This is a genomic window from Quadrisphaera granulorum (genome assembly GCF_003149145.1).
GTDB classification, from domain to species: Bacteria; Actinomycetota; Actinomycetes; order Actinomycetales; family Quadrisphaeraceae; genus Quadrisphaera; species Quadrisphaera granulorum.
Genome location: NZ_QGDQ01000001.1, coordinates 13,034 through 34,484, shown reverse-complemented (window position 1 = coordinate 34,484; position 21,451 = coordinate 13,034). Strand labels below are relative to the sequence as shown.

The window sequence follows — 21,451 nt, the reverse complement described above, 5'->3', positions numbered from 1 at the left end:
CTCCAGATCGTCATCGTGGTGCGTGAAACCGCTGCTGCGCCGCTTCGAGGCCGTCGGTGATGACGGCCTCGACGGCATCCGCCGCGTCAGAGAGCAGGAAGGGCAGCTCTTTGCGCTCGGCGGCCGAGAAACTGCGCAGCACGAAGTCCGCCGGGTCCATGCGCCCGGGCGGCCTGCCGATGCCGACGCGCACGCGGACGTAGTCCTTGGTGCCAAGGGCCTTGCTGATGTCGCGCAGGCCGTTGTGGCCACCCTCGCCGCCGCCGCGTTTGAGGCGAACGGCGCCGGCGTCGATGTCGAGCTCGTCGTGGACGGCGATGACGCGCAGCGGATCGACGCCGAAGAAGCGGGCGAGCCCGGCCGTCGGCCCCCCGGACTCGTTCATCCACGAGGTCGGCTTGGCGAGCACCACGCGCTGGCTCGACGGGCCGGGCGGGCCCAGGCGCACCTCGGCGATGGCCGCGCGCTGCTTGGAGGCCTTGAACCCCGTCCGTAGCCGTGAGGCGAGCTCGTCGACCACCATCGCCCCGACCGTGTGCCGATCGGCGGCGTGCTCCGGGCCGGGGTTGCCCAGACCCACCACGAGCCACGGCCCCTCGACGGGCCGACGTCCCTCGACGGGCTCGCGCCCGGCGGCGGGGGTGGTACCCCCGCCGCCGGGCGCGGCGCTCGAGGAGCTGCTCACTCCTTCGAGGACTCCTCGGACGCCTCAGCCTCAGGGGCGTCCTTCTCGATGCCGGCCTCGGCCTCAGCCTCGGCGAGCTCGGCGTCGAGGTCCTCGGCGGTCGGAGCGGCGGAAATGTTCACCACGCCGGCCTCGGGGTCACCGGCGAGCTGAACGCCGGAGGGCAGCGAGAGCTGGCCGGCGGTGAGGAGGGTGCCGGCCTCCAGGCCCTCGACGTCGACCTCGATGACCTCGGGCAGGTGGGTCGCCTCGGCCGTGACGGCCAGGGTGCCGGCCTCGACGGAGACGACGGTCTGCGGAGCGGCCTCACCGATGGTGCGAACCGGGACCTGGACCTCGATGCGCTCGCCCTTGCGGACGACCACCAGGTCGACGTGCTCGATCTCGCGGCGCACCGGGTCGACCTGGACGGCCTTGACGACGGCGAGCTGCGTGCCGCCGCCGTCGAGCTGGAGGTCGACGAGGGCGTTGGGGTTCTTGACCAGCAGCATCGTCTCGTGGCCCGGCAGGGTCACGTGCAGCGGGTCCTGGCCGTGGCCGTAGACGACGGCGGGGATCTGGTGCGCGCGGCGGATGCGGCGGGCAGCGCCCTTGCCGAACTCGGTGCGGGCGACGGCGGCCAGCTGGGTGCCGGTGCTCTTGGCCATGGTGTCTCCTGGTGATCGGACGGTGGTGCGGCGGTCTCCACTGCCCCGGCGCGTGACCGGAGGCGGGCCGAAGACGACCGGCCACCGCGTCGATCACGGAGTGCGCACCTGAAGTGCGCCTCCCTCGCCGAGGAGCCCGCCTAGCCTACCGGTCGGGCGGAGGCACCACGACGAGCCGGACGACCGCCCGGTGTGCAGCGCTCAGGAACCGGACCAGCGACCTCAGCTGTTGCCGTCGAAGAGGCTGGTCACCGAGCCGTCGTCGAAGACCTCGCGGATCGCGCGCGCGATGAGCGGGGCGATGGAGAGCACCCGAAGGGTGGGGAACTGGTGCGCCGGCGGGATCGGCAGCGTGTTGGTGACGACGACCTCGGAGATCGGGCTGTCCTTGAGGCGTGCGGCCGCCGGGCCCGACAGGATCGGGTGCGTGGCAGCGACGATGATCTCCTTGGCGCCGTTGTCCTTGAGCGCCTGCGCTGCCTGCACGATGGTGCCGCCCGTGTCGATCATGTCGTCGACGAGCACACAGGTGCGCCCCGCCACCTCACCGACCAGCTCGTGCACCTGCACCTGGTTGGGGCGGTTGGGGTCGCGGCGCTTGTGGATGATCGCCAGCGGGGCGCCGAGCTTGTCCGACCACACATCGGCCAGCCGCACGCGCCCGGCGTCCGGGGACACCACGGTGATGTTGCTGGCGTCCGCGACGCGACCGCGCACGTAGTCCGAGAGCAGCGGCAGCGCCCAGAGGTGGTCGACGGGCCCGTCGAAGAAGCCCTGGATCTGCGCGGTGTGCAGGTCGACCGACATGAGGCGGTTGGCGCCGGCGGTCTTGAACAGGTCCGCCATGAGGCGGGCGGAGATCGGCTCGCGGCCGCGGTGCTTCTTGTCCTGGCGGGCGTACCCGTAGAACGGGCAGACCACGGTGATGCGCTTGGCCGAGGCGCGCTTGAGCGCGTCGACCATGATGAGCTGCTCCATGATCCACTGGTTGATGGGCGCGCAGTGGCTCTGGAGGACGAAGGCGTCGCAGCCGCGCACGCTCTCCTCGAAGCGCACGTACGTCTCGCCGTTGGCGAAGTCGTAGGCGGAGGTCGGCACGAGCGCGGCGCCGAGCTCGGAGGAGACCTCCTCCGCGAGCTGCGGGTGCGCACGCCCGCTGATGAGCACGAGCCGCTTCTCGCCCTGGGTGGTGATGCCGGTCATGCCCGCTCCTCCTGCTCGGCCCGCGCGTCCGCGGGACCGTTCGTGGTTGCCGCCCGCGCCGCTGCCGCAGCGCGCGCCGAGGCGCTGCCGGGGCGCTTGCGCTCCGTCCAGCCCTCGATGTTCTTCTGCCGGCCTCGGCCGACCCCGATCGCTCCCGGCGGCACGTCGTCGGTGATGACCGAACCCGCTGCGGTGTAGGCACCGTCCCCGATGCTCACCGGTGCGACCAGCACGCTGTCACTGCCGACGAAGGCGGCGTCACCCACGCGTGTGCGGCTCTTCGTCTGACCGTCGTAGTTGGCGAAGATCGTCGCGGCACCGATGTTGGCACCCTCGCCGATCTCCGCGTCTCCGACGTAGCTCAGGTGCGGCACCTTGCTGCGCGCGCCGATGTCGGCGTTCTTGGTTTCCACGAAGGCGCCGATCTTGCCGCGCTCCCCCAGCCGGGTGCCCGGCCGCAGGAACGAGAACGGCCCCACGCTGGCCCCGGCCCCCACCACGGCCAGCTCGCCGTGGGTACGCGTGACCACGGCCCCCTCCCCCACCTCGCAGTCGGTGAGGGTGGTGTCCGGGCCGACGACGGCGCCCGCGGCCACGCTCGTGGCACCCAGCAGCTGCGTGCCGGGCAGCAGCGTGACGTCGGCGCCGAGATCGACATGAACGTCGACCCACGTCGTCGCCGGGTCGACCACGGTCACGCCCGCGCGCATGTGCGCCTGCAGCGTGCGCCGGTTCAGCGCCGCACCGAGCGCCGCAAGCTGGACCCTGTCGTTGACGCCCTCCACCTCACCGGCGTCGGCCACGGGGCGCGCGGCCACGCGGTGACCGTCGGTGCGGGCGAGGGCCAGCACGTCGGTGAGGTAGACCTCGCCCTGGGCGTTGGCGCGACCGACCTTCGGCAGGGCCGCCGTGAGGACGGCGGCGTCGAAGGCCCAGATGCCGGTGTTGACCTCGACGATGGCGCGCTGGGCGTCGGTGGCGTCCTTCTGCTCGACGATGGAGGCGACGGCACCGTCGTCGTCGCGAACGATCCGGCCGTAGCCCGTCGGATCGGGCAGCACCGCTGAGAGCACCGTCACACCGTTGCCCTCCGTCTCGTGGGCGGCCACGAGGTCGACGAGGGTCTGAGCGCGCAGCAGCGGCACGTCACCGAACGTCACCACGACGGTGCCCGTCAGCGGCTCGGCGCCCTCGCCGCGCTCGCGCACCAGCGCGTCCAGGCCGCACTGGACGGCACGTCCGGTGCCGGGGACGTCGTCCTGGTCGGCGATGAGCACGTCGGCGTCGATGCCGAGGGCGTGCGCCGCGACGCGCTCCCGCTCGTGGCGCACGACGACGACGAGCCGCTCGGGCTCGACACCGCGAGCTGCTGCCAGCGCGTGCCCGAGCAGCGAGCGACCGCCGATGGTGTGGAGGACCTTGGGGATCGCCGACCGCATCCGGGTGCCCTCACCGGCGGCGAGGACGACGACGACGGCCGGGCGGGTCGAGCTCACGCGCACGCGCTCCCTGGCGGAGGGGGTGGGGGTCCGTCCCGGACCCTACCCGTGCCCACGAGCAACCAGCGCCGGGGCCCGAGCAGAGCACGTGGCCCTACCCAGTGGTGTCGAACCCCAGATCACAGCTCCCCCGCGAGGATTCGAACCTCGACAGAATCATTCAAAGTGACTCGTGCTGCCTTTACACCACGGGGGACCACCGTCAGCGGGGACCTACCCCCGCCGATGCAACCACACCATTCCACGTCCCCTGGGGCCGCCGGTACGGGCTCGCCCCCTCGGGTCGCCCGCCGCCTCCTGGACTGCGCATCCGTGCGCGGGAGCGCACCTGATGGACACGGACGGCGTAACCGGTCACGCTCCGCATTGGTGCGGTTAGGTGAGACTCCTGTGACAGGCGTGACGGGAGGTGATCTCCCCTGCAACTGTCCTCGGCATGACCACGGACCTATCGCGCCCCGCTGGCGCCAGTGCAGCGCAGGAGCGGCCCCGCCCACGCTACGCCGCGTCGCTGCAGCAGCTGCTGCGCGCGCAGAAGTCCGCCAAGGGCGCCCCGGCGTACTCGCGCTTCGTCAACCGCCCCCTGGGCCGGCGGCTCGCGGCCGGCGCCCATGTGCTCGGCATGACCCCCAACCAGGTCACCGCGGCGTCGGCCGTGGCGACCGGCACGGGCATCGCCGTCATCGCCCTCGCGCCGTCGGTGTGGTGGAAGGGCCCGCTGGTCGCGGCGCTGCTCGTGCTCGGCTACGCGCTCGACGCCGCGGACGGGCAGCTGGCCCGCCTGCGCGGTGGCGGCTCGAAGGCCGGCGAGTGGCTCGACCACGTGGTCGACGCCGGCAAGATTGCCACCCTGCACCTCGCCGTCGCCGTGGGCGCCTACCTCACCGTCGCCCCGCAGCCGACGGCGTGGCTGCTCGTGCCGCTCGGCTTCGCCGCGGTGTCCACCACGTGGTTCTTCACGATCATCCTCAACGACCACATCCGCCGCCTGGCCGGGACCCGCGACGGCCAGGCGATCGTCAGCGCCGGTGAAGCGCGCCAGCACTCCGCGCTGCGCTCCCTGGCCTCGGCGCCCGTCGACTACGGCGTGCTGTGCGTGGTCTTCGTCCTCATCGGCTGGCCGGCCCTCTTCCAGTGGGCCTACGGCCTGCTGGCACTGGGCTTCGCCGTCGTCGCCGGGGCCTCGATGGTCGTGTGGTACCGCCAGGTCGCCGCGCTCGACTCACCCGTCACCGTCTCGCAGAACACTCTCCAGGAGGTGCGCGCATGAGCGTCATCGGCTACGTGCCCGGCGTCTACGACATGTTCCACATCGGGCACCTCAACATCCTGCGGCGGGCCCGTGAAGGCTGCGACCTGCTGGTGGTCGGAGCGGTGACGGACGACGTCGTCGAGCGCACCAAGGGCAAGCGGCCCGTGGTGCCCCTGACGGAGCGGATGGAGATCCTGGCGAGCGTCGGCATCGTCGACAGGGTGGTTGCCGACGACTGCGGCAGCGACAAGCTCCCGATGTGGCAGCGCCTCCACTTCGACATCCTCTTCAAGGGTGACGACTGGAAGGGCACCCCCAAGGGAGACCAGCTCGAGGCCGGTATGGCCGCTGTGGGCGCCAGGGTCGTGTACTTCCCGTACACGGAGACCACGTCGAGCACGCTCCTGCGCGAGCTCATCACCGCGCACGGCTGACCGTGGCCGTCCCCGCGCCGGACCGGCTGCGTGTGCTGGAGTCCTTCCGGCAGCCGCGGCCGACCACCAACCCGTACCTGAGCCTGCTGCTCGGCGCCCTGCGCGCCGAGGGGCACGACGTGCGCACGTTCTCGTGGCGGGCTGCGCTGGCGTGGCGCTACGACGTGCTGCACCTGCACTGGCCGGAGGTGCTGCTGCGCGGCACCTCCGGGCCGAAGACCGCGGCCCGCCAGCTGCTCTTCGCGGGGTTGCTGCTGCGGGTGGCGCTGCTGCGCACCGCCGTCGTCCGCACCGTCCACAACCCCGTGCCCCACGAGTCCGGTGGCCCGGTGGAGCGCGCACTCCTGGCGCTGTGCGACCGGCTCAGCACCGCCCGGGTGCACCTGGTCGCCTCCACCCTGCCGGCGGCGTTGAAGGACGACGACGACGAGCGCGAGCTGCTCGTGCCGCACGGCCACTACCGCGACTGGTACCCGGCCTCGGACGCGCCGGTGGTCCCGGGCCGTCTGCTGCACTTCGGCATCCTGCGGCCGTACAAGAACGTCGAGGCACTGCTGGCCGCGGCGCACGACGCGCCCGGAGACATCTCGCTGCGGGTGGTCGGCGCGCCCGCCACCGAGGCGCTGCGCCACGCCGTGCAGGACGCCTGTGCCAGCGACCCGAGGACGACCGCGTCCCTCGGCCACTGCCCCGACGCCGAGCTGGCCGCCGAGGTGGCCGCCGCCGAGCTCGTGGTGCTTCCCTACACCGAGCTGCACAGCTCCGGCGCCGCGCTGCTGGCGCTGTCCCTGGACACCCCGGTGCTCGTGCCCGCGAACCCCACCACCGCGGCGCTGGCCGCCGAGGTCGGCCCGGGGTGGGTGCTCACCTACGAGGGCGAGCTGACCCCGGAGCACCTCGTGGACGCCCTGGCGACCGTGCGCCGCCCCGGCCGCAGCGACCGGCCCGACCTGTCGGCGCGCGAGTGGCCGACGGCGGCGCGCACCCACGCGACAGCGTTCCGCGCCGCCGCAGCGGCCCGCCACGCGACAGCGGCGGCTCACCAGCCCGCAGCTCGACCCGCAGCTCGAGGAGAGCACCGATGAGCACGCACGCCCTCGACGTCCTGTACACCGCCGAGCGCGACGTCACCGCCTGGGAGCAGCGGCACGGCCGCGGCGAGGTCCCCGGGCGCTGGCCGTACGGCCTGCACGAGCTGGCCGGCGGCGACGTCGCCGTCCGCGCCGTCGGGCTGCCCGAACCGGGCCGCCTGCGCGGCGCCGCCGCACGGCTGGCCGCACCGGCCCTGGCCGCTCTGCAGCGATCCGCAGGCACAGGGGTTGGCTCCGGCGCCCGGCGGACCGCACTCGCGTGGGACGAGAACCTCGCCCACCGGGCCTCCGTGCTGGCCCCGCGCACCCCGCTGCACGCGGGGGCGATCTGGATCACCGACGCCCTCGCCCGCGGCCGTGACGACGACGCCACCCGCGCCCGGGTGCGCGCGCTGCGCCGCGCCGAGGGCGTGTGGTGCCTGAGCAGCGCGCAGGTGGAGCCGCTGGAGCGGCTGCTGCCCGGCGTGCCGGTGTCGATGCTGCGGTTCGGGGTGGACGCCGACTTCTTCCGTCCGCAGCCCTACCCGGACCGGCCGCTGGTGGTCAGCGCAGGCCGTGATCGCGACCGCGACGCCGAGACGCTGTTCGCTGCGCTGGCCGAGGTGCTGCGCGCCCACCCGGACGCCGAGGCCGTGGTGCAGACCCGCTCGTCCGCGACGCCCCCGCCGGGGGTACGCGTAGTGGAGCACATGCCGCACACCGAGCTGCGGGCGCTGTACGCACGGGCCAGCGCGGTGGTGGTGGCCACCTCCCCCAACCTCCACGTGTCCGGGATGACGGTGGCCCTGGAGGCCATGGCCTGCGCACGCCCGGCAGTGCTTACCGCGACGGCAGGAGCGGCCGACTACGTGCGCCACGGCGAGACGGGGCTGCTGGCAGCCCCGGGAGACGCCGCGGGCCTGGCCAACGCGCTGGTCTCGCTGCTGGACGACCCAGCCGCCGCGGCCGCGATGGGCGAGCGCGGGCGCCTCGCCGTCGAGAGCGACTTCAACACCTCGCGCATGGTCCGTGACCTGCGGGAGCTGGTGGGCCTGCCCGCCATCCCCTCCGTCGCCGCCGTACCCGTGGCTCCGCCGGCGGCTGCCCGGGTGGGCGAGCGGACGCCGTCGTCAGTCTGACGACGCCGACGCCGACGCGGGAGCGGCGGCGGCGAGCTCGGCGCGGCGACGGGCGAGGTCGCGGCGGACGAGCACGGTGTAGTAGCAGACCTGGCACACCAGCACCGCCACCACGGAGCCCACCACGGGGCCCGCCGCGCCCATCGGGCCGACCAGCGCCCACGAGATGCCCAGGTTGATGACCACCATGAGCAGGACGGCGGGCACCTGCGCGCGCAGGCCCCGGCCGTCGGTGAGGTACATGCCGAGCGGGTACTTGGCGGCCTGGACGACGACGAACGCCGCGAACGCCCACGCCGTCCACGGCGAGATGGCGATCTTGCCGTCCGAGAGCAGGTGCGACGCGAAGGGCATGAGCAGGGCCAGGGTGCCCGCGGCGAGCGCGGCCACCCCCGCGAACGCCCAGGCGAGGCCGAACGGCGAGGAGACGTCGGCGCGGGCGCGGGCCCGGGCGAACACGGGCCACAGGGCGATGCCGGCGGCGCTGATGGTCTGCAGGAGCAGGCTCGCCAGCGACCAGGACAGGTTGTACTCGGCGAGCTCGTCGGTGGTGGCGAGGTGGCTCAGCAGCAGCCTGTCGGTCTGCATCGCGAGGGCCTCGGCGACCATCGCCACGAGCACCGGCCAGGCGAGCCCGACCACGGGGATGCTGGGGACGGTGCGCACGCGGGGCACGTCGCGCAGCACGCGGCGCGCGGTGGTCGGCAGCCGGCGCGCGGCGAGCAGGCAGCCGGTGGCAGCGATGGCGGCGGCACCGAGGTAGGAGAAGACGGCGAGGTAGGCACCGGCGTTGGTCCCGGTCGCCACGAGCACGAGCACGGACGCGGCGAACAGCGGCGACGCGAGGCCCTGCGTGAGGATCTGCAGGTGGTTCAGGCCGAGGGCGGTGAGCACCCGCTGGCCGACGGCCAGCGGGAGGGTGGCGGAGAACACCACGACGCACAGCAGCGCCGCGACGGGTCCGGAGCCCGGCATGAGGCCGCCGCCGAGCAGGGCCGGCCACCACCCGGCGAGCGTGATGCCCAGGCCGAGCGCGGTGATGACGGCCGCCGAGCACAGGATGACGCGGACGGCGCTGACCAGGGAGGTGCGCACGGCGTCGTCGTGGTCGGGGTCCTCGGAGGAGGACACGGCGTTGATGACCACCGAGGCGAGGCCGAGGTCGGCGAACGGCAGCAGCGCCGCGACGGAGACGAGCAGTCCGTACTGGGCGTAGGCCTCGACGCCGAAGTGGCTGATGACGAGGTGGATGGTGACGATCGAGATGGCGCCGCTGAGGGCCATCACGACGAGCTTGGACCCGGCGCTGCGGCCCACGGTGCGGTAGGCGCCCGAGCTGCCGCGGGGCTTCGTCGAGGCGGGGTTCGAAGCCGGGCTGGGTGCGGTGGCGGTCATCGCAGGCTCTGCCGTGCCACGCACACCAGCCCGGAGGCGGTCCCCCCGACGAGGGCTCGCAGCGCCCCGCGGCGGCCGAGGGTCGCGCGTGCTCCCCCACGCAGGCCCACGGACACCGCGTAGCGCGGTGCGCCGAGCGCCCAGGCCAGCGCGGTGCGCCGGGGCAGGTGCTTGGCGGCGAACAGCAGCCGGTTCCGGCAGCTGTGACGCAGGTAGACGGGCGACTTGCCGGAGCCCTCCTGGGTGCCGCCGACGGCGTGGACGACGGCGAGGTCGTCCCGCAGCCGCAGCTCGCCACCGGCGACCAGGCAGCGGTGGGACAGGTCGATGTCCTCCCAGTAGAGGAAGTAGTCGTCGTCGAAGCCGCCGAGTTCCTCCCACAGGTCCGCCGGGACGACGAGGCAGGCGGCGGTGAGCCACGGCTCGAGGTCGGGGCCGCTGCGGCGGCCCGCCCGGCGGGTGGTGCCGTCGCGCAGGGACAGGTCGGCGCCGGCGAACCAGGAGGTGCCGTCCTCGCGCAAGATCCGCGGGGTGGTCAGGGCGCGCGGGTGGGCGAGGGCATCGGCCAGCAGCTCGCGCAGCACGGGGGCCTCGAGCTGGGCGTCGGGGTTGAGGACGACGACGGCGTCGCAGCCGGCGTCCAGGGCGCGGCGGGCACCGGCGTTGGCCCCCGCGCCGAAACCGCCGTTGGTGGGCATGAGCACGAGGTCGAACCCGCGACGGCGGCAGACCTCTTCCAGCGTCGCGCGGTGCTGCGGCTGCGAGGGGTTGTCGACGACGACGACGTGGCCGAGCCCGCCCCACCCGGCCACCCGCCCCTCGTCAAGGGCGTGGTGCAGCAGCACCGCGGGGTCGCCGTAGTTGACGACGACGACACCCAGGCGCGCCCCGCCCAGACCGGTGGCCGGCTCAGCCACGGCGGTACTCCGCATAGGCCATGCCCCAGGCGCCCATGAGCATGCCCGCGCCGCGGGCCGCGGTCCGGGCTCCGGAGGCCCGCCAGCCGGTCCGGCCGGTCGCCGCGCCCGCGCAGAAGCGCAGCGCCCCGGCGGCGGCGCGGGTGGTGCCGAGCGCGGTGAGGCGCGCGCGGGCCACTGCGCGGCCCGTCGGAGCGGGCTGCAGCACCAGCGTGGTGCGGCTCCACGCGTTGCCGCTGCGCAGCGCACGACGCAGCACCCAGGAGCGGGTGGCCCGGGCGACGGGGACGACGTCGGTGACCACGGCCTCGTCGCACCACAGCATCTGCATGCCCCGGGCGTGCAGCTCGCGGGTGAAGAGCGTGTCGGAACCTCCGGTGATGCCGAACCGCTCGTCGAAGGTGGTGCCCGCAGCCTTCAGCTGGCGCAGGTCCAGCAGCAGGTTGTTGGTGGCGGCCACCTCCACCGCGGTCCCGGTGGGCAGCCGTCGGCGGTCGAAGAAGCCGCCCGCGGCGATCCACGGGTCCAGCGGCGCGGGGAACCGGGAGACCACGGGCCCGACGACGGCGCCGGCGCCGGTGCGCTCGTGCAGGGTGACCAGCGCGCGCAGCCAGTCGCCCTCGGGCCGCTCGTCGTCGTCGATGAAGACCAGGAGGTCGTCACCGGCGGCGAAGGCCTCCGCCAGCGCTCGGTTGCGGGCGGCGGCGATGCCGGGGCGGGGCTCGTGCGTGTGGACGACGGGCACGACGGGGGCCGTCAGGGTGGCAGCTGTACCTGCGCCAGCGGCGCTGACGGCGCCGGCGGCCTCGGCGGTGCGGGCGGCCTCGGCGGTGCGGGCGGCGTGCTCGGCGACGGTGGCTCGCGCGCCGGCGTCGGGGTCGTTGTCCACCACCAGGACGCGCACGTCGTGGTGCTCGACGGACGTCGCCTGGGCAACGAGCTGCGGCAACACCTCGGCCAGGTCGACGGGGCGCCGGTAGGTGAGCACGGCGACGACGGTCTTCACGCGTTCCACCTGCGCTTCTTCGGCGTTTCGGCGACATCCCTTGAGGTGCCGTGGGGGCTCAAGGGATTCCACCGTTCGGCCGATGCCCCGTGAGGACGTCGCTGGGGCGGGGCCGGAGGAGGTCGTTGGTGGAGCTCGTGGACTACGTGGTGCTGCTGCGGCGGCGCTGGCTCGTGCTGGTGCTCGGGGGCATGCTGGGGGGTGTCCTCGGTGTGGTCTCGACGGTGGGGCAGCCCGACAGCTTCCGGGCCGAGGCGACGGTGTTCCTGTCGTTGGACCGCGGCGGGTCGGTGAGCGAGCTCGCGCAGGGCTCCTCCTACACCCAGGGCATCATCCAGTCGTACGTGCTGCTGGTGACGACACCGACGGTGCTGCAGCCGGTCATCGACGAGCTCGGCCTGGACACCACGCCGCAGCGCCTGGCCAAGAACATCACCGCCAGCAGCCCCGTGGAGACGGTCGTCATCGAGATCGGCGCCACCGCCGGTTCCGCCCGCGGCGCTGCGGACGTCGCCAACGCCGTGGCCTCCCAGCTCGCGGTGGCCGTGAGCGACCTCGAGCCCAGTGCCTCCAGCAACTCCGAGCGCATCAAGGTCACCACCATCGCCCCCGCCAGCCCGCCGCCCTTCGCGTTCGCCCCGCAGCGCAAGCTCATGGCCGTCCTGGGTCTGGCCGCGGGTCTGGGCCTCGCCGTCCTGTTCGTGGTGCTGCGCGAGCTGCTCGACACCAAGGTCCGCACCGAGGAGGACGTGGCGCTGGTCACCGAGGCCCCGGTGCTGGGCGCCATCAGCGAGCGCGCGGGCTCCGAGCCGGAGCTGGTGCCGTTCAGCGGTGACGCCGGGAGCCCGCGGGGCGAGTCCTACCGGCGACTGCGCAGCAACGTGCAGTTCATGAACCTCGAGGGCACCAGCCAGGTGGTCGTGGTGACCTCCTCCTCTGCCGGCGAGGGCAAGAGCACCACGGCGGTCAACCTCGCGGTGACGATGGCCGGGGCCGGGGCACGCGTACTCCTCATCGATGCGGACCTGCGCCGTCCGACGGTCGCGAAGATCCTCGGGCTGGTCGGTGAGGCCGGCCTCGCGACGGTGCTGTCCGGGCGGGCAGCGTTGGCCGACGTCCTGCAGCCCGTCGGCCCCCAGAGGATGGACGTGCTGACCTCCGGGGAGACGCCACCCAACCCCAACGAGCTGCTCGGCTCGCACCAGATGGGGGTGCTGCTGCAGGCAGCGCGCGAGCAGTACGACGTGGTCGTCCTGGATGCTCCGCCGCTGCTGCCGGTGTCCGACGCCGCCGTCCTCGCGGCTCAGGCCGACGGCGCGCTGCTGGTCGTCAACGGGTCGATGACCACGCGCAAGCACGTGGAGACGAGCATCCAGAGCCTGCTGATGGCACGGGCGCGGCTCATGGGCGTCGTCCTCAACCGCGTCAAGGGCCAGGTGTCGAGCCCGTACTACTACGGGCCCACCGTGGCGCAGAAGCCCTGGGGGCTGCGCCTGCGCCGCAGCCCCGCCTGATCGTGCGGGTCACCGTCGAGGCTCAGCGGCGCGCCGTCTCGCGCGTGCTCGACCTGGAGCAGGCAGGCACGTCCCGCTCCGACGCCAGCCGCAGCGTCGCCTCCCAGGCCGGGCTTCCGGTCGCTCGGTTGGAGCGCTGGCTGGAGGACCAGGAGGCCCTCGCCCGGCGCAACGGCGGGGGCTCCCGGCGCGACCGCTCGCCGCGCGCGCGCTGGAGCCAGCGACCCGGGCTGAGGCCCGTCGCGATCCTGCGCTCCGCGACCGCAGGCATCACCGCCCTGGCCGTCGGCGCCGACGTCATGCTGAAGTTCCCCATCACCACCACGACGGTGCTGTCGGTACTCCTGCTCCCCGTGTGGCTACCTCGTCTCAGGCGCTACCGCGGTGCCACGACCGTCGTGGCCTTCGGGGTGGTGGCGCTGCTGGCCGGGTGGACCATCGCGGAGCTCACCACGCAGCACGTCATCGATCCCAAGCTGGCGCAGTCCACTGCGGTGGGCGTGCTGAGCGCGCTGGGAGCTGTCGGGCTGCTGCTGTGGGTGCGGAGCGCCCTGGGCGTCGAGACGATGGCCCTGATCGTGGGTGTCGGCATGCTCGTGGCGGTGGGCCTGGACGGGTTCAGCCCCATCAACGCCTGGAAGTACCAGCTGTCGCTCCCGGTCACGACCATCGTGCTGGCCGTCGTCGCCCGCTGGCGCCAGCCCGTGCTCAGCGCCGCGGCGCTGGTGCTCCTGGCGGTGGTGGGGCTCGCCTTCGACTCCCGCAGCTACGCCGGGTTCTGCGTGCTCACCGCGGCGGTGATGCTGTGGCAGGCGTTCCCTTCGGCCGTGGCGGGGCAGGCGCGCAGCGCCTGGCACCGTGTGCAGATGGGCATGCTGCTCGTACTGGCCATCACCGGAGCCGGGGCCATCGGTCAGCAGCTGCTCGTCGGGGGCGCACTCGGCGAGGAGGTCGCCGCACGCTCGCAGGCGCAGGTCACCGCGGGCGGCGGATCGCTCCTCGTGGGTGGCCGCCCCGAGATGCAGGCCACCATCTCCCTGGTCCCCTCCCAGCCGTGGGGCTTCGGGCTGGGCGCAGTGCCCAACCAGGAAGACGTGCTGCTGGCCAAGCAGGGTATGGCGAAGGTCGGCATCCAGCCCGGCAACGGCTACGTCGACCACTACATGTTCGGTGGCCACATCGAGCTGCACTCGATCATCGCCGACCTGTGGGCCAGCTGCGGCGTGGTCGGTGCGGCCTTCGGCCTGGCCATGGCGTTCCTGCTCCTGGACGCCCTGCTTGCCGACGCCGTCTCCCGTCGCGCGAGCGCCCAGTCGGTGTTCTGGGTGGCGTCAGCGGTGTGGTTCCTCGGCTTCGGGCCGCTCTACACCAACATGCCGGACGTGGCGTTCGCCCTGGCGGTGGCGCTCACCCCCGCCGTCGTCGCTCACCGGCGCAGGAAGAGGACCACGTCCTGGAGCCCGCTCCACACGACGCCACCGCTGAACCCCTAAGTGTCCAGGTCCGTGCTCACGGGCGTCCTTCGGCGAGGTCAGCGACGGACGCCGTACCGAACGCACCGGACACGTGGTCTGCGGTGTCGGTGTGGAAGATGCCGGTCAGGTCACTGACGGAACCGGCGATGTCGCGCCGGTACCGCTGTGGGGAGAAGCGGAAGACCGCGTCCTGCGCATCGCGGATGGCGCACTGGGAGAACCTGTCGAGGTCGCTGCTGACAGCGAGGACGGCATCGGCCAGGGCCGACGCAGACCCCGGCTCCACCAGTTGAGCACTGGCGACACCGGCGACGGCCTCGGGCAGACCGCCCAGGGCGCTGGCGACGACGGGTCGGCCGGCGAGCACGCCCTCGACCGCGGTGTTGCCGAACGGCTCCGGCAGCACCGACGGGACGAGGACGACGTCGGCGGCGGCCAGGTGGTCCCAGATGCCGATGCTGAAGCCGCTGCGGTGCACGCGGCCGGCTATCGCCGGGGCGGCGAGACGCTGCTCCAGCTGCTCGGCGACCTCGACGTGCTCGCCGAAGACGTCACCGACGAGGGTCAGCTCGACGTCCTGACCGCTCAGCACGAGCCTCTCGAACGCGTCGAGGGCCACGAAGACGCCCTTGCGCTCGGAGAGCCGCCCCACGTAGACCAGCTGCAGGGACTCCTCGCTGCGCCGCGGGCGAGGGACCGGCGACGCTTCGGGCCCCCGGACGCCGTTGAGCACCACGCTCGAGCGCGTCCGCAAGGACGGCACCGACGACAGCAGGACGTCGAGGGCGTAGCGGCTGTTGACGAGGATCCGGTCGGCCAGCAGCAGCGGCGCCGTGAGGACCAGGCGCACCAGCGGCCGGGCGTTCCCCTCGGCCTCGTGGACGTGGCAGATCACCGGCACGCGCGCCGTCTTGGCGAGCAGCAGCCACAGCGGAGTGGTGAGTGTGCTGACGTAGACGGCCGCGGGACGCTCCGCCCGCAGCAGCCGCCAGGCCGCCGGCGCTGTCCGGAGCACGGACGCGGCCAGCGAGATCAGGCCGCGCGGCGTGGCGGCCGACTTGCGCAGCACCGGCGTGGGCACGGTGCGGCAGTCGGCGCCGGCCGCAGCCAGCAGCGCCGTGAGGGGGCCCTCGCCAGGGAGCGCCACGGTCACAGTCCAACCGTCCTCGAGGAGCCCCTGGACGGACTCCAAGACCATGCGGTCCGAGCCATACAGTTCGGCCCCCGGGTGCGTCACCAGGACGCGGCGGCTCGTGGCCACGTCGCTGGCTCCGAGGTGCGGCAGTGCTGCCATGTCATCTGCTCCTGTCCTCGCCGGAGTGACACCCGGCCTCGCCCGGACCATCGGCTGATGCCTGTGGTCCTCCGCAGGGCTCCCCCGTCGGAGCCCACCGATCGGACGAACGATCACGCCCGTCCGGCCCTCACCACAGCGGGCCCGCTCCCCGAGGGGAGCGGGCCCGCTGTGGCGTCACGTCCGCATCAGCGGTCAGTCAGCGACTCAGGAACGGATCGCCTTCAGGTTGCTGACGGACACCGTGGTGGGGGCGTTCGTCGAGCTGCCCGACAGGTAGGCGACGACCCCGATCCCGCCCGCGGTCTGCAGGCTGGGGGCCGCGTCGGTCGCCGTGACCTGGAACGCGCTCGGCTCTGCGGAGCCGGCCAGCCACGCCTTGGCGCTCAGCGTGGTGGTGCCGCTTCCCGTGGTCTGCAGCCGGACCACGAGCTGCTGACCGGCACCCACCGTCACGCCCGGCACGGTCACCGCCTTGAGCGTGGTGGAGGTCCCACCGACCACCTTGCCCAGGATCAGCGACACCGAGCCGTTGGCCAGCTGGCGGGCCGTGACGCGGTAGTCGTCGTTGCCGACCTTGCGGCCCTGCAGCGTCAGGTAGACGCCGCCACCCGTCGCCGCCCTGTCGACGGAGAACGTGGCCTGCAGGTCAGTGCCCGAGGCGCTGACGCCGCCGAGGGCGGCCGACAGCGTGGCGCCCGGCTTGGCGATCACCATCCGGCCCGTGCCCCCGCCGGTGGAGAAGGCGCTGGCACCTCCGGAGGTGGTCCAGGCGCCGCCGGTGTCGGCGGTGCCCCAGCCGCCCGACGTGGTGCGCCCGAAGGCGTCCGCGGCGACCGTGCCGTTCGTCGGCTGCGGCTGCACGTCAGCGCTCGCGGTGACCGAGGCGGTGCTCGTGCCGGTCGCGCCCTTGTTGTCGGTCACGGTGAGCGTCACCTGGTAGGTGCCGGCCGCGGCGTAGGCGTGGGTCACGGTCTTGCCGGTGCCGGTGGTGCCGTCTCCGAAATCCCAGGCGTAGGAGGCCACGGTCCCGTCGGCGTCCTTCGACGCGCTCGCGTCGAGGTTGGCCTGGAGCTTGGTGACCGCGCTGGTGAAGGACGCGGTGGGGGCCTGGTTGGCGACCACCGGAGCGGTCACCACCACCGTGTCGGTGGAGGTGCCCGTGGCGCCCTTGTCGTCGGTGACGACGAGGGTGACGGTGTAGGTGCCCGCCGCCGCGTAGGTGTGCGCCGCCGTCACGCCGGTGCCCGACGTGCCGTCCCCGAAGGTCCAGGCGTAGGAAGCGACCGTTCCGTCGGAGTCGGCTGAGGCCTTGGCGTCGAAGGTGGCGCCCAGGTCCTTCGACGCGCTCGCGAACGAGGCCGTCGGGGCCTGGTTGACCGGGGCGGTGACGGTGAGCGCCGAGCTGGTGGTCCCCGTGGCGCCCTTGTCGTCGCTCACCACGAGCTTGACCGTGTACGTCCCGGCCGCCGCGTAGGTGTGCGTCGGGGTGGCCCCGGTGCCGGTGGACCCGTCACCGAAGTCCCAGGCGTAGGAGGCCACGGTCCCGTCGGCGTCCTTGGACGTCGAGGCGTCGAAGGTGGCCACCAGGTCCTTGGCGCCGCCGGTGAAGGCCGCCGTCGGAGCCTGGTTCGGCGCGGTCACCGTCACCGTGCCGGTAGTGGTGCCGGTGGCGCCCTTGTCGTCGGTGACGACGACCTTCACGGTGTACGTCCCGGCCGCCGCGTAGGTGTGCGTCGGGGTGGCCCCGGTGCCGGTGGACCCGTCACCGAAGTCCCAGGCGTAGGAGGCCACGGTCCCGTCGGCGTCCTTGGACGTCGAGGCGTCGAAGGTGGCCACCAGGTCCTTGGCGCCGCCGGTGAAGGCCGCCGTCGGAGCCTGGTTCGGCGCGCCCTTGGCGAAGTGATCGGCCACGGTGCTCGCGCTGATCGCCTTCGAGTAGAAGGCCACCTCGTCGATCGCACCGGCGAAGAAGCCGTTCTCGGTGTCGCCCCAGCTCGAGTCACCGCCGACCCGCCAGTACCCGGAGTAGTTCTGGGCCTGCGTCTGGCCGTTGGTGCCGACGACCTTGCCGTCGACGTAGAGCACCATGCCCGCGTCGCCCTGCGTCGCGACGACGTGGTGCCAGACCCCGTCGTTGTACGCGGTGGTGGTGTCCACGGTGTTCGCGTAGCCCGTCCAGGTACCGAAGTGCAGCGTGCCGTTGCGGTCCATCCAGACGTGGCGGTCGTAGCTGCCGCTGTAGCCGGACTCGGCATCGCCGAAGCCGACGAGCTTGCCGCCGAGGGTGCTGGTGGTGTTGAACCACAGCTCGGTGGAGTACTGGCTCGGGGCGTCGATGCGGCGGGGATCGACGATGATGCTGCCGACCTGGCCGTCGAAGGTGGACCCGGTGCCGGCGCCCACGGACTGCGCGACGCCCGGCGTCCCGGTGCGCACGCCGCCACGGACGATGCCCGTGCTCTCGAAACCGCTGGAGTCAGCAGCGGTCGTCGTGCCGGCGGCGTCGTCGAGGCGGTAGTACGCGTCGGGCCCGGCGTCGTAGACGGCCTTGCCGTAGGCGTCCGCGGGAGCGACCGCCGAGGCGGACCGGACGCTGACGCGCTGCTGGGACGTCGCGGTAGCGCCCTTGTCGTCGGTCGTGGTGAGCGTGACCGTGTAGATGCCGGGGGCGGCATAGGTGTGCGTCGCGGTCACCCCGGTCCCCGTTCCGCCGTCGCCGAACGTCCAGGCGAAGGAGGCGACGGTGCCGTCGGAGTCGGTGCTGCCCGAGCCGTCCACGGCGAGCGCCAGGGCGGTGGGGGTCGCAGTGAACGAGGACGTGGGCGCGAGGTTGCCGCCGCCGGCCTTGAAGTGGGCCGACACGTCGGCCGCGGTCAGCGCGCGGCCGTAGATGGCCACGTCGTCGATCGAGCCGGTGAAGAAGCCGTTCTCGGTGTCGCCCCAGCTCGCGTCACCGCCGACGCGCCAGTACCCGGAGTAGTCCTGCGCGCCGGTCTGGGCGTTGCTGCCGACCAGCTTCCCGTCGACGTAGAGCGCCATGCCCTGCGCCCCCTGCGTCGCGACGAGGTGGTGCCAGGTGCCGTCGTTGTAGGCCTTGGTGGAGTCGGCCCGGTTCTCCTGTCCGGTCCAGGTGCCGAAGTGCAGCGTGCCGTTGCGGTCCATCCAGACGTGGCGGTCGTAGGCGCCGCTCCTGCCGGACTGGGCGTCGCCGAAGCCGATGAGCTTGCCGCCGAGGGTGCTCGTGGTCTTGAACCACAGCTCTTCGGAGTAGACGGACGGGGCGACGGTCGCCGCCGCGCTGGCCACGGTGTTGTCAGGGTTGCCGTCGAAGGACACGGCGGTGCTCCCGGTGATGCCGGGCACGCCCGGGTCACCCAGAGCGGGGCTGCCGTTGACGACGGCAGGCACAGCGCCCTCGGGGCTGGAGTCGGCCAGCGCGGTGCCGGACGTCTCCTGGAGGCGCCAGTAGGCGTCAGGGGCGGAGTCGTAGACGGCGCCGCCGTAGGTGTCCGACGGCTTCGCCGGGGTGAGCACCGCGCGGCCGGTCGCCGCGTAGTGCGCCCGGATCTGCGCACCGGTCAGCGCGGTCGGGTAGATCGCGACGTCGTCGATGCTCCCGGCGAATCCGGCGCTGGTGGGCTGGTTGGGCCAGAACGAGACGTTGTCGCCACCGATGCGCCAGTAGCCGTGGAACGGCTGCGCCTGCGTGGCGGCGCCGTTGGAAGCCACCTTGACGCCGTCGACGTAGAGGCTCAGGCCGTTCGCGCCGAGGGTGGCCACCACGTGGTGCCACTGGCCGTCGTTGTAGCTCTTGGTGGAGGTGACGGCACGAATGGACCCGTCGTAGACCCCGGCGACCAGGCGGCCGTCGTCGGTCATGTAGACGTGCCGGTCGTAGCTGGAGCTGTAGTCGCGCTTGGAGTCACCAAAGCCGATGATCTTGCCACCCTTGGTGGTGGTGGTGTTGATCCAGGCCTCGGTGGTGTAGGTCTGCGGCCCGTCGAGGGCGTAGGTGGTGGCCGCCGGGATGACGGCCTTGTAGCTGGGGCCGAAGCGGTTGGGCGCATCGACCTGGGTCACACCGGTGAAGCCGATGCTCGTGTCGCCGTCGGCGGTGGCGCCGGCCTGGGCCCGCTGCTCGCTGGCGTCGACGGTGAGGTCGTGGCCTCCGATCGAGGCGGTGCCCACCACACCGCTGCGGTCGTTGAGGCGCCAGTAGTCGCTGGCGCCGTCGGTCTTGACCAGCTGCGCGTACGCGCTGGCCGCGGTGGTGGCGGTCACCGAGCTCGCGGCACCGGTGACGGTGTTGCCGGAGGGATCCGTGACGCGCACGCGGTACAGCTGGGCGCCCGCCAGCGGCGAGGGGTCATCGAGGGCCACGGGGGGCCGGTCCCACCACTCGGAGGACGCCGTGGTGGTGGCCACCACGGTGGTGTTGCCCGCAGGGCCGCGCAGCAGCTCGTAGGTGAGCGTCTTGTCGTCACGGTCCCACGCGGCGCGCCACGTGACGCGCACCTGGCCGGGGTAGGTCGAGGTGGCCGACGGCGTGAGGTCGCCCGCGCCCTGCGGACCCTGCACGTTCGGAGCCGCGCTGCGCACGGCGAAGCGGGCGATGCCCTGCTGCCCCACGCCGTTGACGCTGGGGAACTCGCCGCCGTACAGGAGGTACTGGCCGTTGCCCGTCACGTTCCAGGTGGACTGCGACTGCCCCGTGTACGTGCCGGCTGTGAAGCTCGGTGTCCAGTGCAGCTGGGTGTTGGCGGGCGTGCCCTCGGCCCAGCCGTAGGCATTGCGCGGGTTGAGCTTGCCGGACGCGGCCGTGGTCGCGGCCAGTGCCCACTGGTACTGCCGCGGGGTGAGGTCTGGGAGGCCGCCCATCGCGGAGCAGTCGTGCGCGTGCCCGGCGGTGTACAGGACGCCGCCCAGCGGGTAGCTGCCGTAGGTGTCACCGAGGCACGGGTTCAGCCACTGGAACGTCCCGCCGTCGGCGGCCGCCGAGAAGCTGTTCTCGAAGTTGCCGTTGCTGCCGTAGTTGTAACCGGTGCCGAAGACGCTCGTGCCGTCGGTGGACAGGCTGTACACGGCGGCCGCGTCGCCGTAGTTGTAGACGTGGTTCTGCACGTCCCACGGCAGGTTGGCGCCGCTACCGAGGTCGAGGGCAGCGCTGCCGCGCCACGCGTCACCGTTGACCAGGCCGAAGCGCCCGGCGATGACCAGCTCGGGCTTGGAGGACGGGACCACCATGGCCAGCACCTCGGCGTCGGCCGTGGGGGCCCAGCCGGTGACCAGCGCGCCGGTGGTGGCGTTGACGGCAGCGAGGCGCGCGCGCGGCGTGGAGCCGACCTTGCTGAAGATGCCGCCGGCGTACAGCGTGTTGCCGACGACGGCGATGGTGCGCACGCGCGCGTCGAAGACCGGCCTGAAGCCGCTGATCAGTGCGCCGGACGTCGCGTCGAACGCCGCCACGCGGTACTGCGTCTGCCCGTTCGCCTGTGTGAAGCTGCCGGAGACGTAGATCTTCTTGCCGTCGGCGGAAGCGGCGAGGCCGTAGGCGACACCGTTCACCGTGGGCGCCCAGCTCGAGATGAGGTTGCCGGTGGTGATGTCGTAGGCGAGCAGGTTGGAGCGGGGGGTCTCGTTGCTGCCCAGCGGGGAGCCCGCGGGCCGCGCCGACGTGAACTGGCCCGCCACGTAGACCGTGTTGCCGACCACCAGCTGGTTCCAGACCACTCCGTTGATCTGGACCGTGGGCAGCGAGTCGGCGCTCACCGTGGCCGGCAGCTGCTCGGCGGCGGTGGGGACCGCGTCGGCCGCCAGGGCCGGAGCGGCGCCAGTAGGCAGAGCCAGTGCGGCAGCCAGCGCACTCGCGGCCACCGTCGCGCGGCGGCGCAACCTCTTCACAGACATAGCACTCCCGT

15 protein-coding genes and 1 tRNA gene are annotated in these 21,451 nt (G+C 73.1%); 6 read left to right on the top strand and 10 right to left on the bottom strand.

Translation table 11 applies throughout. The features are described 5' to 3' along the window. Positions 1–10: 10 nt before the first annotated feature. From pth to BXY45_RS00130, 5 genes are all read right to left on the bottom strand, one after another. Positions 11–583 (bottom strand): aminoacyl-tRNA hydrolase, encoded by a 573-nt coding sequence (gene pth, locus BXY45_RS00150; RefSeq protein ID WP_342799489.1) that lies wholly within the window; start codon positions 581–583, stop codon positions 11–13. Between the two features lie 98 nt (positions 584–681). After that, complete coding sequence (locus tag BXY45_RS00145) at positions 682–1,332, bottom strand: 50S ribosomal protein L25/general stress protein Ctc (RefSeq protein WP_109772284.1); 651 nt, start codon at positions 1,330–1,332, stop codon at positions 682–684. 222 nt (positions 1,333–1,554) lie between these two features. Then, the gene (locus BXY45_RS00140; RefSeq protein ID WP_109772283.1) at positions 1,555–2,535 is read right to left on the bottom strand and encodes a ribose-phosphate diphosphokinase; all 981 of its coding nucleotides are present in this window, start codon (positions 2,533–2,535) and stop codon (positions 1,555–1,557) included. Continuing rightward, the gene (gene glmU / locus BXY45_RS00135; protein WP_109772639.1) at positions 2,532–4,031 is read right to left on the bottom strand and encodes a bifunctional UDP-N-acetylglucosamine diphosphorylase/glucosamine-1-phosphate N-acetyltransferase GlmU; all 1,500 of its coding nucleotides are present in this window, start codon (positions 4,029–4,031) and stop codon (positions 2,532–2,534) included. The genes BXY45_RS00140 and glmU overlap by 4 nt, the downstream gene beginning before the upstream one ends. Positions 4,032–4,159: 128 nt before the next feature. Beyond that, positions 4,160–4,230, bottom strand: a tRNA-Gln gene (locus BXY45_RS00130). Positions 4,231–4,470: 240 nt separating this feature from the next. On the opposite strand from BXY45_RS00130, the gene BXY45_RS00125 reads away from it, so the two are divergent. The 4 genes from BXY45_RS00125 to BXY45_RS00110 are packed head-to-tail and all read left to right on the top strand — an operon-like array spanning position 4,471 to position 7,929. Then, positions 4,471–5,304, top strand: a complete 834-nt coding sequence (locus BXY45_RS00125; protein ID WP_109772282.1) for a CDP-alcohol phosphatidyltransferase family protein — start codon at positions 4,471–4,473, stop codon at positions 5,302–5,304. Further along, the gene (locus tag BXY45_RS00120; protein WP_109772281.1) at positions 5,301–5,720 is read left to right on the top strand and encodes an FAD synthase family protein; all 420 of its coding nucleotides are present in this window, start codon (positions 5,301–5,303) and stop codon (positions 5,718–5,720) included. The genes BXY45_RS00125 and BXY45_RS00120 overlap by 4 nt, the downstream gene beginning before the upstream one ends. Before the next feature lie 2 nt (positions 5,721–5,722). After that, positions 5,723–6,805 (top strand): glycosyltransferase family protein, encoded by a 1,083-nt coding sequence (locus tag BXY45_RS00115; protein WP_109772280.1) that lies wholly within the window; start codon positions 5,723–5,725, stop codon positions 6,803–6,805. Continuing rightward, positions 6,802–7,929, top strand: a complete 1,128-nt coding sequence (locus BXY45_RS00110; RefSeq protein ID WP_109772279.1) for a glycosyltransferase family 4 protein — start codon at positions 6,802–6,804, stop codon at positions 7,927–7,929. The genes BXY45_RS00115 and BXY45_RS00110 overlap by 4 nt, the downstream gene beginning before the upstream one ends. Here the strand turns inward: BXY45_RS00110 and BXY45_RS00105 are convergent. Genes BXY45_RS00105 through BXY45_RS00095 form a run of 3 tightly spaced genes read right to left on the bottom strand, consistent with a single transcriptional unit; the run spans position 7,921 to position 11,247 of the window. Then, the gene (locus BXY45_RS00105) at positions 7,921–9,324 is read right to left on the bottom strand and encodes an MATE family efflux transporter (protein WP_109772278.1); all 1,404 of its coding nucleotides are present in this window, start codon (positions 9,322–9,324) and stop codon (positions 7,921–7,923) included. The genes BXY45_RS00110 and BXY45_RS00105 overlap by 9 nt on opposite strands. After that, a complete protein-coding gene (locus tag BXY45_RS00100; protein WP_170131234.1) occupies positions 9,321–10,241 on the bottom strand; it encodes a glycosyltransferase family 2 protein in 921 nt (306 codons plus the stop codon). The genes BXY45_RS00105 and BXY45_RS00100 overlap by 4 nt, the downstream gene beginning before the upstream one ends. Beyond that, positions 10,234–11,247, bottom strand: coding sequence for a glycosyltransferase family 2 protein (locus tag BXY45_RS00095; RefSeq protein WP_211319103.1), 1,014 nt, complete (start codon positions 11,245–11,247; stop codon positions 10,234–10,236). The genes BXY45_RS00100 and BXY45_RS00095 overlap by 8 nt, the downstream gene beginning before the upstream one ends. Before the next feature lie 128 nt (positions 11,248–11,375). Between BXY45_RS00095 and BXY45_RS00090 the strand changes: the two genes are divergently transcribed. Further along, a complete protein-coding gene (locus tag BXY45_RS00090; protein ID WP_170131233.1) occupies positions 11,376–12,761 on the top strand; it encodes a tyrosine-protein kinase domain-containing protein in 1,386 nt (461 codons plus the stop codon). A gap of 2 nt (positions 12,762–12,763) precedes the next feature. After that, entirely contained in the window at positions 12,764–14,254 is a 1,491-nt protein-coding gene (locus tag BXY45_RS00085; RefSeq protein WP_109772274.1) for a hypothetical protein, read from the top strand. 16 nt (positions 14,255–14,270) lie between these two features. Here the strand turns inward: BXY45_RS00085 and BXY45_RS00080 are convergent, their stop codons facing one another. Together BXY45_RS00080 and BXY45_RS00075 are read right to left on the bottom strand one after the other, a co-directional pair. Further along, the gene (locus BXY45_RS00080) at positions 14,271–15,530 is read right to left on the bottom strand and encodes a glycosyltransferase family 4 protein (protein WP_109772273.1); all 1,260 of its coding nucleotides are present in this window, start codon (positions 15,528–15,530) and stop codon (positions 14,271–14,273) included. A gap of 207 nt (positions 15,531–15,737) precedes the next feature. After that, entirely contained in the window at positions 15,738–21,440 is a 5,703-nt protein-coding gene (locus tag BXY45_RS00075; protein WP_146211017.1) for a PKD domain-containing protein, read from the bottom strand. Positions 21,441–21,451 lie beyond the last annotated feature (11 nt).

Excerpts from the sequence above, each read along its gene's own strand:
- BXY45_RS00080 (WP_109772273.1), bottom strand. The coding sequence starts at position 15,530 with ATGGCAGCACTGCCGCACCTCGGAGCCAGCGACGTGGCCACGAGCCGC.
- BXY45_RS00120 (WP_109772281.1), top strand. The coding sequence starts at position 5,301 with ATGAGCGTCATCGGCTACGTGCCCGGCGTCTACGACATGTTCCACATC.
- BXY45_RS00075 (WP_146211017.1), bottom strand. The coding sequence starts at position 21,440 with ATGTCTGTGAAGAGGTTGCGCCGCCGCGCGACGGTGGCCGCGAGTGCG.
- BXY45_RS00125 (WP_109772282.1), top strand. The coding sequence starts at position 4,471 with ATGACCACGGACCTATCGCGCCCCGCTGGCGCCAGTGCAGCGCAGGAG.
- BXY45_RS00140 (WP_109772283.1), bottom strand. The coding sequence starts at position 2,535 with ATGACCGGCATCACCACCCAGGGCGAGAAGCGGCTCGTGCTCATCAGC.
- BXY45_RS00105 (WP_109772278.1), bottom strand. The coding sequence starts at position 9,324 with ATGACCGCCACCGCACCCAGCCCGGCTTCGAACCCCGCCTCGACGAAG.
- BXY45_RS00145 (WP_109772284.1), bottom strand. The coding sequence starts at position 1,332 with ATGGCCAAGAGCACCGGCACCCAGCTGGCCGCCGTCGCCCGCACCGAG.
- BXY45_RS00110 (WP_109772279.1), top strand. The coding sequence starts at position 6,802 with ATGAGCACGCACGCCCTCGACGTCCTGTACACCGCCGAGCGCGACGTC.